The organism is Edaphobacter aggregans DSM 19364 (assembly GCF_000745965.1).
In the GTDB taxonomy this organism is placed as follows: domain Bacteria; phylum Acidobacteriota; class Terriglobia; order Terriglobales; family Acidobacteriaceae; genus Edaphobacter; species Edaphobacter aggregans.
This window is the reverse complement of record NZ_JQKI01000146.1, coordinates 1-12,129: the sequence shown is the minus strand read 5'-3', so window position 1 is coordinate 12,129 and position 12,129 is coordinate 1. Positions and strand designations below refer to the sequence as shown.

Annotated in this window: 14 protein-coding genes; 3 read left to right on the top strand and 11 right to left on the bottom strand. The window is 53.2% G+C overall.

All coding sequences use genetic code 11. From position 1 onward, the window contains the following. A partial coding sequence (locus Q363_RS26870; protein ID WP_035356899.1) for a transaldolase occupies positions 1–728 on the top strand: 728 nt, incomplete at its 5' end. 132 nt (positions 729–860) lie between these two features. Beyond that, positions 861–1,538 carry an HAD family hydrolase gene (locus Q363_RS26865; protein ID WP_051979389.1) on the top strand — a complete coding sequence of 226 codons (678 nt, stop codon included), beginning with the start codon at positions 861–863 and terminating at the stop codon, positions 1,536–1,538. 353 nt (positions 1,539–1,891) lie between these two features. Here the strand turns inward: Q363_RS26865 and Q363_RS39205 are convergent, their stop codons facing one another. The 10 genes from Q363_RS39205 to Q363_RS26820 form a co-directional block, all read right to left on the bottom strand. After that, a complete protein-coding gene (locus Q363_RS39205) occupies positions 1,892–2,050 on the bottom strand; it encodes a tyrosine-type recombinase/integrase (protein ID WP_084080804.1) in 159 nt (52 codons plus the stop codon). Between the two features lie 205 nt (positions 2,051–2,255). Beyond that, on the bottom strand, positions 2,256–2,489 hold the full coding sequence (locus tag Q363_RS26860; RefSeq protein WP_035356898.1) for a hypothetical protein: 234 nt from the start codon (positions 2,487–2,489) through the stop codon (positions 2,256–2,258). 132 nt (positions 2,490–2,621) lie between these two features. Next, positions 2,622–3,206 (bottom strand): hypothetical protein, encoded by a 585-nt coding sequence (locus tag Q363_RS26855; protein WP_035356897.1) that lies wholly within the window; start codon positions 3,204–3,206, stop codon positions 2,622–2,624. Beyond that, positions 3,203–3,706 carry a hypothetical protein gene (locus Q363_RS26850; RefSeq protein WP_035356896.1) on the bottom strand — a complete coding sequence of 168 codons (504 nt, stop codon included), beginning with the start codon at positions 3,704–3,706 and terminating at the stop codon, positions 3,203–3,205. Before Q363_RS26850 ends, Q363_RS26855 begins: the two co-directional genes overlap by 4 nt. Positions 3,707–3,969: 263 nt before the next feature. Further along, a complete protein-coding gene (locus tag Q363_RS26845; protein ID WP_035356895.1) occupies positions 3,970–4,815 on the bottom strand; it encodes an endonuclease/exonuclease/phosphatase family protein in 846 nt (281 codons plus the stop codon). Between the two features lie 2 nt (positions 4,816–4,817). Then, entirely contained in the window at positions 4,818–5,558 is a 741-nt protein-coding gene (locus tag Q363_RS26840; protein WP_035356894.1) for a phosphocholine cytidylyltransferase family protein, read from the bottom strand. Further along, positions 5,555–6,529, bottom strand: coding sequence for a CDP-alcohol phosphatidyltransferase family protein (locus Q363_RS26835; RefSeq protein WP_169747148.1), 975 nt, complete (start codon positions 6,527–6,529; stop codon positions 5,555–5,557). The genes Q363_RS26840 and Q363_RS26835 overlap by 4 nt, the downstream gene beginning before the upstream one ends. A 279-nt stretch (positions 6,530–6,808) precedes the next feature. Continuing rightward, positions 6,809–7,795: a lysylphosphatidylglycerol synthase domain-containing protein gene (locus Q363_RS26830; RefSeq protein WP_035356891.1), complete on the bottom strand. Its 987-nt coding sequence runs from the start codon at positions 7,793–7,795 to the stop codon at positions 6,809–6,811. Further along, positions 7,792–8,535 carry a hypothetical protein gene (locus Q363_RS26825; RefSeq protein ID WP_035356889.1) on the bottom strand — a complete coding sequence of 248 codons (744 nt, stop codon included), beginning with the start codon at positions 8,533–8,535 and terminating at the stop codon, positions 7,792–7,794. Before Q363_RS26825 ends, Q363_RS26830 begins: the two co-directional genes overlap by 4 nt. Before the next feature lie 3 nt (positions 8,536–8,538). Then, positions 8,539–10,989, bottom strand: coding sequence for an outer membrane beta-barrel protein (locus tag Q363_RS26820; RefSeq protein WP_035356887.1), 2,451 nt, complete (start codon positions 10,987–10,989; stop codon positions 8,539–8,541). 180 nt (positions 10,990–11,169) lie between these two features. Here Q363_RS26820 and Q363_RS41290 point away from each other — a divergent pair, with 180 nt between their 5' ends. After that, positions 11,170–11,412: a hypothetical protein gene (locus Q363_RS41290; RefSeq protein ID WP_157467635.1), complete on the top strand. Its 243-nt coding sequence runs from the start codon at positions 11,170–11,172 to the stop codon at positions 11,410–11,412. Between the two features lie 118 nt (positions 11,413–11,530). Here Q363_RS41290 and Q363_RS26815 read toward each other — a convergent pair whose 3' ends face one another. Further along, positions 11,531–11,866, bottom strand: a complete 336-nt coding sequence (locus Q363_RS26815) for a hypothetical protein (RefSeq protein ID WP_157467633.1) — start codon at positions 11,864–11,866, stop codon at positions 11,531–11,533. Between the last annotated feature and the right edge of the window lie 263 nt (positions 11,867–12,129).

The window sequence follows — 12,129 nt, the reverse complement described above, 5'->3', positions numbered from 1 at the left end:
GCGAGATTCTCAAAGTCGTCCCCGGCCGTGTCTCTACCGAGGTTGCCGCCAGCTTGAGCTTTGATACCACGGGTACTATCGCGAAAGCTCGCAAGCTCATCTCGCTCTACAATGAGAAGGGCGTGGCGCACGAACGCATCCTCATCAAGATCGCGAGCACGTGGGAAGGTATTCGAGCCGCCGAACTTCTTGAGAAGGAAGGCATCCATTGCAACCTGACACTTCTCTTCAGCTTTGCCCAGGCAGTCGCATGCGCGGAAGCTGGAGTTACCTTGATTTCACCCTTCGTTGGTCGTATCTACGATTGGTACAAGAAGGAGCATGGCGGCGGGGAGATTCCCGCGGACCAGGATCCCGGCGTTGCATCGGTTAGCCGCATCTACAATTACTATAAAAAATATGGCTACAGGACCCAGATTATGGGTGCGAGTTTCCGGAACGTGAATCAGATCCTCCACCTGGCCGGATCGGATTTGCTGACTATCAGTCCAGAGCTTCTTGAACAGTTGGAGCAGACCGAGGGTTCCCTGGAGCGCAAGCTCGATCCGGCAAAGGCGCAGGAAAGCAAGGAAGAGCGCCTCCACTTGGACGAGAAGACATTTCGTTGGATGCACAACGAGGACGCGATGGCCACGGAGAAGCTTGCTGAGGGAATCCGCAAGTTCAATAGCGATGCACGCCACCTGGAAGACTTTGCGCTCTCCAAGGTTGTCCAAAAAGCCGCGTAACCGGAGGTTCGCTCTGCGTTATTTCGCGATCTGCTCAGCAAGCACCTGTCGATCGGCATTGTGCGACGCTTGTTTGGTGAGGGATTCCGCAGGAGCAATTCATAAAGGGGCACTTTAGATGGAGATCAGTCGATGAGCACAGCGCGGGCGGTACTTTGGGATATGGACGGAACGTTGATCGATTCAGAGGAGTTCCACTGGATCTCCTGGCGCGACACGATGGCGAAAGAGGGCATTCCCATCACGCGCAAGCTGTTTCTTTCTTCCTTCGGACAGCGCAATGATTCCATCGTTCCCAGGTGGCTCGGCGCCGCATCAACCCCGGAACGGGTGGAGAAGATCTCACGCGCTAAAGAAGAGCTATACCGCGATCTCATTCGCAAACATGGCATGTCGCCACTGCCCGGGGTTTCCGATTGGGTCCGCCGACTTCACGAAGAGGGATGGCTACAGGCAATTGCTTCCGCAGCGCCCCGTCCTAATATTGAAGTAGTCCTTGAATCGCTGAAGGCGGCCCACTGTTTTCAGGCCATCGTCTCGGCGGAGGATGTGCACAAAGGAAAACCGGATCCGGAAGTGTACCTGATGGCGGCTTCGCAGCTTGGCACATCACCCAAAAGGTCCATTGTTGTCGAAGACGCCGTCGCCGGGGTCGAAGCAGCGCGCGCCGCTGGGATGCGGAGCATTGGAGTGAGTCGCAACGGTAAGCATCTCGCTGCCGACTTAGTAGTGCAATCTCTTGACCTGCTGAATTCAGACGCCTTTGAAAGGCTTTTGCAGAGCAGTAGCTCCGTGGCGAAGAGCTGCTGATCCGGCAGACCTTCGCCATCGAGCGCACCCAGCAGCGCCCGCCGGCGTTGAGCCAGACATCCTGCTACTCCCACTGCTTCAATCGCCGCCAGCAGGTTGCCGGGGAGGGATACTTGTCGGGCAAAAATCTCCACGCAGCACCGGTTTGCAACACACCCACAAGATGCCCTCCTGGCAAGCCCGGTTGGATGCCCATGGACAGCTGCGCTTGCCCTTGCGCCGCGGCGGCTCGGGCAGCACTCGAATCGCTTCTTGCTCATGCAAGAAGTTCACAAACCAATCATCTCACGCAGAAGTACACAGCTTGAGACCGAATTTATTTATGAAACACGCTCTATGATGTTTGCTTCGCCCTAAAAGACCGCATTAAGTTTGTGCTCGGGCGCTAGATGAGCATACCGGATTGTCATCTTTATATCCTTGTGCCCAGCTAGCTCTTGCACCGTCCGCAGGTCCACTCCCGCCATCACCAGCCTAGAGATAAATGTATGTCGAAGGAGATGCCAAGTAATATTCTTTAGCCCACGGTCTTATTGTACGAAATGTTTTTTGACCTCCTTAAACCAGGCATCTGGTGAATCAGGAGGCTCGTCGTAGCGAGAAAGCCATACACGATTTGTCTCTTGGGTCCCGTTTCGATAGCGAAGATGAATGCATCCTCATGAGTAGGTGTCCGTTCGCGGATTCCTCGGCGAATCGTAGCCTCTTCCTCAAAGGTTAGAAAACGAATCCGGGCATTGTCTTCGCGACGTAGGCGCACGAGACGCGCGGGATTTTCTCCGCTTTCCCGTTCCGGATAGCCTCCTGAAAGCACATGGACAGGAAGGAGCGATACCGGTTGATCGTCGCAGGCTTCGCGTCCTTGCGGGAGACGAAGTATTCGTTGATCAACGAAGGCTTCATATCGTCCACCGCGATATCGCCAAAACTGTGGCCATCGTTGCCCAGCACGAACGATCTTGCCGTATCGTTCGTTTGTGAGCTTCGGCAAACTTCAGGCCATCTTGGGCCAACTCACGGAAGAGAACGCGTCGCTTCGCTCTCATTGACGGGGGCAGCTTCACACCAGCCCTTGCGTCCGCTTTACCGATGAATCCGGAAGTGAGCTTGTAGGTACGCCGTATACGCGTCAAGGTTAGGAGCGGAAGACTGAACTGCAGGTGCAGAGAAGTTCTTGGCGACTACCGCCGAAGCTTTTTTCGCGAAATCATAAGTCGCTTTGAGATTGTCGCCAAAAAATCGGACTTTGCCGCTGACATCCTTCTCCAGTAAGGTCTTGCCGTCAGAGTCGGTGAACCGACAATGAATCGTAACTGATGTTGCGCCAGCGACCGTTGTGACTTGCCGCATCTCCTCGCTTCCTTTCGTAAATTCGCTGACCGTTGTGTGAAGGAGGACGAGGTTTGGGACATTGGCGGCATCACGATCGCCATCGCGATAGAGGTGCAGGAAGGCGGCCTTCCTTCCCAATTGCTGAATCAGGTTCTCATAGATTGCCACTTCAAATGTGGCCGGCAGCTTTATCTTGTCAGATCGGATCATTTCTACTTTGAGCGCCGACGCCTTTATCTTCTCGGTATCCTTGCGCTGAGCATACAGGCGTGGACCAGCCAGCGACATCATGGCGAACAGACATGAGCATGTCGTGATTTGGAAGAAGTTCGTCATTGTTTCCCACCTCTTGTGTTGGAGGCTGCGGGCATAGTTGTATGTGCTCCTTGTGTGATCAACTCCTGCTTGAACGGCTCTGCACTGCCCACCGGCATGGTGAAAACCACGCCGTGCAGACCGCCATGATCATCACGGTACTGAATTGTCAGGCTGTCGAGCTTGGAGCGAAGCATGCTCAAAACTCGTCCTGATCCGTACGGTCCGAACATGCTGAGGGTGCCCAGAGTTCCTCGAATTACTCTCTGACTGTCATCGGCGGTGACCACGTCTTCTATCGCTGCAGCCGGAATTTGTGACTTAGTTCCGGAATGAACAAAGCACAGTTTTCCGTCATTGATATTCATCATTCCTTCTGTCCTGTTTTTGACGCCGTCGAGACCTATTATTGCCGTGCTTTTTGTTGGTGTTTGCTGTTGCGGTACATGGGACGGATCACTCTGAGACAACGCCATGACGGCCGTCCCGCATATCAAAGTCATACTTAATGCTCGTAGCATCCGGATCTCCTGTCGTTGTGGAAGGTGGTTACGTAGCAACCGATCGATTGAATCGGAAACTGCAGAATTACAGCTTGTGCATAGACATCCCTTCTGGTTGGAACCATTACTTGAACGCACAGACCACACGATGGCTCCCATTGCAGGTTCGTCAGCACGGCGGACAACTTCGCTTCCACCATGACCCCGGAGCCCGCAATCGATTTCGTGGAGCTTCTCAACCCGTCCTGTGGTAAACGATCTGGCTTTGGAGCAGGTACATTTCAATGTCCACGGGAAAGGCCGATTTCGAATGAGATTGGATAATGATCAGAAGCTTTGATTGAGTTATGGACGCATCCCTTATCGATCTGCACAGGACCGCGTACGAATGCCCAGTCGATATGGCGGCCGGGTTCGAGGAGATGGTGTGCAGGAGTGGTTGCCAGGCGACTGGTTGGTACAGCATGGGTGAATCCATTCCGGGCTATCACTTCGGCTGGCGCGGGATCGGATGCATTTAGGTTCAGGTCGCCCGCGATGACCGTCAGGTGTGCAGGCTCGTATGCCCTCGCATCTTTTAGCACCTCATCCAACTGAGCAAGGCGTAATTCATCATTGGCGCGGCTCTCCAGGTGCAGGTTGTAAGAAACAATTGAAACACCAGAAATGTTGATCTCGGAAACTAGCGCAATTCTTCCCCCGAGCCTCTCCTGGAACGGTTCCAGCTTTGGTATGTACCAATGTGGTTTCCAGAAATTGGACTGCTCTCGGAAACGGATGATTCGCGAGTTTGAAATTTTCCATCGGGACAGTGTGGCTTGTCCGTGGTAGGCAGGGCTGGTGTTGGAACCTTGCGTCAGCTCCACAAACTCACGACCGAAGACATAATTCAGGCGCAACTTTCGGGCGATCTCCTGCGCGACGTTCAGACGCTGGGTTCGTCGCGCATTGATGTCGACTTCCTGAAGAATGAAAATATCCGCATTTACATCCCCCAGGAAATCTATAATCGACCGAAGTTTTAAGCCACGGTCGATGTTCCAATCCATCACTCGTATGGAACTGCGTGGCCAGGAGAGCCATTGGCTTGGCGCGAAGTTCTCGGCAATGATCTCTTTTGTTGACACAATCAGACCATCCTTGCGGCGAGACTTGGAAATACACTCTGCTGTGCGAACGTCAGGTCCAGCGGGTCATCGATTTCGGCCCAGGCCAATCCATCTGTGCTCGTGCAACCGACGGGAACGCCTTCATCTGCGAGCTTCTGCACTGCGACATTGAAGAATTCATTCACGCGGCCTTCAGCCGTGAGATCGTTAAGCTTGTGGAAAAATCTGTTTTGGATCGACGTGGAGAAAACTGTAATTCCTATATACGTTCCGCTGAACTCCTCTTGTGAAATCTTCTTGCTCATTCGAGTCACGCGGTCGCCTTCGATAATCACCTTCATCGTCTCATCCCGCCACAACGGGTCCACGATCATCGAGATCGGAGCATAGGGTTGCACGGCGGAGTTGAGAATTTCGGCGTCGAAGATGACATCGGCATTGAGGACGATAAAACTGTCACCGCGCAACCAATCAATTGCGAGCCAAAGCGAGTAGATATTGTTAGTGATTGCGAACGCCGGATTCTCGATGAAATGAATCCTTTGGTTGTAACTCAGCTCTTTGCTCTTCACGTGATCGACAATCTGTTCCTTCTCGTAGCCAACCACAATGGCCACATCATTGATTCCGGCCATCGAGAGTGCTTCGAGTTGGTGGTCCAGAATCGTAGTTTCGTCAACTTCAATCAGGCATTTCGGATGTTCCCCGTGCACGGAGCGAATCCTGGTGCCCTGACCTGCCGCCAATATTACTGCCTTCATAACGTCTCCTTGATTGTGTTTACAGTTGGTATTGCTCGGGTATAGAACGATTGGGCAAAGAATCTGCGATTGAAATAGAGGGTCAAAATCCAGGTGAGATGAGCGCCGAGCGTTGCGAGGAAGAAGATTAGCGGGAGCGCTCCGATGAGTGTGAAGATGACAACGTAGTGGACTAATATGCCTCTTCTCACAAAGGCCTGAAGCTGGCGTACGACACGAGAGATCCAATTTCCTGAATCCTTATCGAGTAACTGATACATGCGGCCCAGATATTCATTTGGCCGATCTGCTGTTGTGGCGCGGCGGCGCTGCAGCGAAGTAGTGACTAAGGCAAGAATGGCCCCGACGAGGAGCACGATGCCCATTAGGGTGGCGGGCCTGCCGTATCGGTGGCTGAGACCTATTGTGATTCCACCAAATAGCAGCAAGTAGCTGAGCCCGTCGGCAAACCCCTCAAGCCAAGTTCCGCGCGGCGACTCCGCAAACTTGATTCGTGCCAGCATTCCATCCATCTCGTCGAAGAGGCCTGCAATGTAGAACAGCAAAGCACCCAGCACCGAATATAAGTAGTCTCCGTGTGCAAACGCGACGGCTGATAGAACAGAGATAAGGACACCGCCGAATGTGACAGCGTTTGGAGTGATCGAAGTATGAGAAAGCAGCCGTACGAATGGGCGGCAAAGTCGGCGATTAAAAGACGTGTGAATGCCATCCAGAACTTTGCCAGAGTGTGCGACCAGAAAGCGCTCAGCTCGCGCGATGCTTTCTGGCGAGGTGACTCGGACACCCTCAATATCAGGAGAGGGGAGAATGGATGTGGCGTGGTCGCGAATCTCATGCAAGGAGATACGAGCAGGCGTCTCCCAGTCCACCGAGGCCGTGTTCTGAAGCTGCAGGTTCGTCAGGAATTGCTTGGTTGTGACCCAGTTCCAGGGTATCCAAAGGAACTGATCGTCCAGGTGTGCCTCCATCTTCGCCCAGCTTGAGGAATCTCGCGGATTAAATTTGTCAAATTGGATGACTCTAATTCGACTTCCATATGGGAAGACCCCTTGCAAGAATTCCTGTGGAAGTGCGTGACCCAGGGCTTCGGGACAAATTAGAAGAATGTCACTCGCTCCTGCGCGGCTTGCGGTAAGAACAATCCGCTTCAACAGAGGAACGCCGGCAACCGGGCGCATCAGTAGTTCTGTTATTTTCTGTTTGCCGATCAGGGCTGTGAATGACGGAATAGCTATGACTGCTTGCATTTAGACACCTCGTCCCGATAAATTGCTTGAATGCCCAAGTGTGATTGCATGCCGAGGGCTCAAGCTGCGCGAATTCCAGGCGAGCCAAAGAATTCCCATCAAGGCCCACAGGAGATCGCGCACACGCCGAGTCAAAGCCAGTCCCAAACCAAGCATGGGTGAAAGCCCGGCGACCGCAAACGCCGAAATTGCACCGCCCTCGTCAAATCCGACTCGCGCGGGAATCCAACCGCTCGCCATTTTCAATGCGCGCGTCACTCCTTCAATGGCCATAACAGCCAAGAAATGAATGGGCAGATGCAGCGACCACAAGACAACCAAGACTTCGGAAGCGATCAGCAGCTGGCACGCCACGCCGATCCAGAACATCCGGCTAACTAATGCAGGCTGCTGGAGGCGATAGGTTCGGATAGCTGCTTCAAAGTTTCCTGCGCGCGCGAGCCAGGAAGGAGCGCGCCTGCCAAATGCGCGCACAACGCCAGTAAGGATGGGACTGCGACGTGTAATGGCGAACACAGCAAGAGCAAGCGCAAGAATAACTGGTATCCAATGGTAGGCTGCACCATGAGCGGCGATTAAAGGAAGACAAACGACACCTGAAATTGCAACCAAAGCCGAGGTGAACCAGTAAACTCCGGTATCCAGAAATGTGGCCTTAATGGTTGGTTCGCTGGAGCTACCAAGAAGCTTGATCTTCATCGGCTCGGAAATAACCGGACCGAGAACTGTGAGATATCCCATAGACTGCGAAGCCAGTCTCACTCCGATCAGGGTTGTTGTATTCACAGCAACATTCACGCCCTTTAGGGATGCCGACCAGGTGGTGCTCTGCAGGAATAGGCGGAGTGCGCTCAGAGCCATCACAATCGGTAATGCAACACGCAGGGCCTTCAATTGCGCGACTATGGTTGAAGGGCCAACATGGGCGATCACCCACGCAAATAGCATTAGTGCAGCGAACGCGATAATTAGCTGAATTTTTCTCATCGGACCAGGCTCGCTACAGAATCTGCTTCCGCTGTACGTTTCTTCGGTGGGTTCAGCGCGTAATCAGAGTTTTCGATCGTTAGTTCCGAGCGCCCAAAGATTCGCACCTCGCTCGTGCTGTGGGTTGAAGAGGCGAACCAAAACTGACCAACTCCCTGATACGTGTGAACGAAATGCACGTTATGCACCCAGAAGGACGGATCTCGTGCAGGCTGGCCTTCGACGCGAACGATAGAGTAGTCCTTCGCGTTTACCCAGATTTTTCCGTCAACCAGGTACTTGTTCTCTGTTTTTGGAATGATCGCCAGCACATATGCTGGACCGGAGTCGAGAGTGTCCTGCCCGACCATGTTGAACTTGTAGTTTGCTGGTGTGATACGGCTGCCGTCGCGGGTCTCGTGATGTGACGCAACACTCTCTTCGTTCAGTATTTTGTAGAAAACGTGCTTGCGAATCGCGTTCGATCCCTCTTCGGAGATAACAGTGAACTGTTTCGTGCCGTCAGGAGAGCAGTCGACGCGTACCACCATCTCGGCCCGGCGATCCTTGTTGACAGCGACATAGCGGCGCAGGGCCGAGTACCCCGTCAATTCAGATCTGCGCTCGACATCACCTTGCAACATCCTCGCGATCACGTCATCCGCAGATGGAAGCGAATCGCCGGTTTGAGATGAAGCACTCGTCACTTCGGAAAGCACGATTGCCAAAGTGAAAAAGGCGATCTTGAGAGTCAGTTTCATGGTCTAAAACTCCATTACGAATTTGCCGTGGAAGGTGCGGCTGGGCCCGTTGAAGAACTGGCCGAAGCGAGAGCTGTCGAGATCATTCTGAACATCGCGGTAGTTGTTGCGATTGAAGACGTTATAGACGCCAAATCCGATCCGCGCATGGCGCTCCTTTATCGGGAGACGAACGCGGCGCCAGACCTGTAAGTCGGTCGAAACGAAACGTGGGAATCGCAATTCATTTCTCGGTCCCACGAACTCGCGGTACTCGTTGACCGTTGAGTACGGGAAACCACTACGGATATCGAGCACGGGGGCGACGGTCAATTTCCACGGTGCGGCAATTTCTCCCCAGACCAGGATTCGATTCGGCGCATCAAAGTTCAGGCGACCACGCTGATTTGGTTGAATTACGGCCAGAGGGTTGTTACCGAAAAACTGGTTGAAATCGTTCAGGTCGCCGTACGCTCGCGAATGGACATACGAAGCGTTCAGCGTGCTACGGTGAATTCGATAAAGGGCAGTAACCTGAAATTCCTTATAGATGCCACTTCCGCGGTTCGATAACGAAAGGCTGCCGGTTGATCCCGACGCTATGGGATTGACGAAGTATCCGTGGATTGTATTGCGTTGCTGGTACCCCACTCGGACCAGAAGATTACTCGCAACCTCACGATTCAGTTCGAGGTTCCAGACTTCACTGCGTGGATTTCGCAGGCCGCTCGAGATGACGTTCGAATATTTTGTGGAACTGACGACCTCACCGGCTGAATTCAGTTCAGTCACTGTACGAGCCGGCACGTAACGAAATGCCGGAACGTTGAGCGGCACACGGTCATAGAAGAACCCTGCTCCGCCCTTGAGCATCGTCTTGCCGTTACTTGTCAGTGAAAGGACGAACCCACCGCGAGGAGCAGTGTTCACCGAATCTGTGACCGAGTCCCGATCGAAGCGAAGGCCCAAATCAAACGTCAGGCGATCAGAAACAGTCCACTTGTCGCCAATGAACCAGGCTGTCTCATTTTGATGAATGGAGAAGGTCGAACTTTTCCCGAACTGGATTTGTTTTAAAGGATAGTTGGCAACTCCGATAATCTGTACCGGCAAAAATTCCTGACGGCCATCATAGGAACTGTGCGCGAAGTTTGCGCCTGCACTGAGTTCGTGCGATCCCAAGTAATGACGCGGGTGGGAGCGGAAGATCTCTGCCCATTCTGTGCGCATTGTATTGCGGTCCTGGTGGTTAAAGAAACCGCCCTTGGTGGTTTCAACGAGAAGTTGATAAGGCTTATCGCTGTTCGGCAACAGGTCAGCATCAAGTGTTCTGAAGTTCACCTGTGAGGTGAGCAGATTGCCCGAATCGGTAACGTATCGGTGCTGCAGATATGCCTGATATCCACGCTGATGTAAGTTGGGCGTGCTTTCCTGCGGTGTAAAGGTGTTTAGCCCGTAGTAATCAAGCTTTTGCGGAAAGATTGCAAACGATGCGGTCGCCGTTTGCTTCTTCGTAATGTTGGCATCCATCTGTGTATAGGAGTTGACGTTTTCAGAGCGAGTCCACGCTTCGAGCGGCGGCAAACTAAACACCTGATTGCGTTCATAGCGATATTCAAACGACTGCGTTAAGGCAATACGGTCCTTCACAATCGGAGCAGAGACTGTGACTCGGGGGGTCGCCGCGGCGATCCCCATGATTGACCCATCAACTCTCCGCAAACGCGGAAGTAGGTTCTGAGCGGAGATCCGAAATTTGTTGAAGCTTCCGGGCCGCGTCTCGACATTCGAGACCGCGCCGGTGAATTTCCCGTACTCGGGGTCGTAGGGCGTAGAGAGAACATGCACGGACGAAACCACATCAATGGGGATATTGAGCGCGGATGTGCCCGTAGCTGGATCGGTCACGTCAGCGCTGTTGAGCAGCGATCCATTCTGTGAGGCCTGAGCGCCTTTCATGTTGATGAGGCCATTCGGGCCGCGAACCACGCCCGGAATGAGAGGCAGCAAACTCTGGAAGCGTTCATCCAAATTTGGCATGTTCCTGACCGCTGATTCGCCGATCGTGCTGGTTCCAGAAGACTCTTTGGTGTCGATCTGATCTGAACTAGCCGTGACCGTGGTCGATTCCACAACGACTTGGATTTTCATTTCCAAGGCTATTTCTGAAGCAGAGCCCGCCGTAACCTCGATGGTCCGATTTGCGGCCAAGCCGGGTGCTTGTGCATTGATCGTGTACGTCCCGGGAGGAACTGCATTGAATGCGAACTTGCCCGCGCCATCGCTCTCAGCCTCGATGTGTGTTGGACCTTCCAGCGAAATTCTTGCATTGGGTATGACAGCATGCCCCCCGTTTGCATCCACCGTAAACGCCACACCCTCAACGGCCGCGGTCGCCTGCCCAGTATTCTGAGCAAAAGCACTCGCCGTAACCAGCCCTATCGCGAGGGCGATACCCGCAAATTTGTACTTCATAGGAATCTCCTTTTTGCGATTGGAGCGGCGGCAGGATTTCTTGCGTATGTAACAACTGTCCCGCCCTTGCTGGAAACGAATTTGGTCCATCAAGGTTTCATGCCCTCGCAAACCTCACGAATCGAGGTGTGAGCCTTTCAGTGCCATCGCTGTCTTGGTCAGGATCTCTTCGGGAGAGAGATGGCAACGCAAGAGCATCTCAACCGCGAGTGTGAGGGTGGTTTGCTGTTCGAAGACCAATGTTCTCCACATGGCTTCCTGATTGATTTCAAGGTCAGCGCGTGTCATATGTTTATCCTCCTGGTGCATGCTCTGGCAGCTATATATGCAGCCAGTCAGCCATTTCTTCATTTCGTGTTACCGAAGTCCGAAATAAATTTCGTTGCCATAGATAAGCCTATGAATGGCTGGTGCGATGTGTGAATTGTCTAATGAATCCCGTTTGTAAACAGCCCCACGACGAGCCAAATCGCGACCTCTAGAGAGGGAAAGTACTAGCCTCCGTCAAGCCAGAACTTTCGGTGATTAATAAAGGAGTCTTTCAGGATTTGGGGCTGACTCTGCGCGGTGGAGGTTCCACGCGCTTCCACCCAAACAGGCGAGCATCGACTGACCATAGACCCGGTCCTAACATGGCGAGAGCGCAGCCAATGGTTCCGAGCAAAACCGTGACCCATCGGTCTCCGCCTATCGTCATGATCTGCAAGATTTCCAGCAACGCAACCAAGGCTCCCACGAGGGGCGTCCACAGGCCGGGAATCAGAAGGAGTCCGAATCCCGTCAGAAATGCGGAAATTATCGTTGTACTGACATCAGGGTTGCTCCACAGCGCCGAGTTCGCACGCAGAAGCAGTGCAGCGCCCAGAATGACACGCATGAGAAGCAAACCGATTCCAGGCCAACCGCCAGCGAATGTGGAGTATAGACGACGCAAAACCCACCCTTCGACACTCCACCAGTTTCGTGCCTTGTAGAGATGGAGCGAAACCCTAAAGAGAGTCGTTATGGTCACTCTTTAGAGTTCTATTTGACGGCGAGGAATCAGCCGGCGGATCTAGTACTACTGTGTTATAAAGTAGATTCCTCGATTTTATTATTCAAGCACCGTAAACTGTTGGGCAGTACGTTGAAGGAATGAGC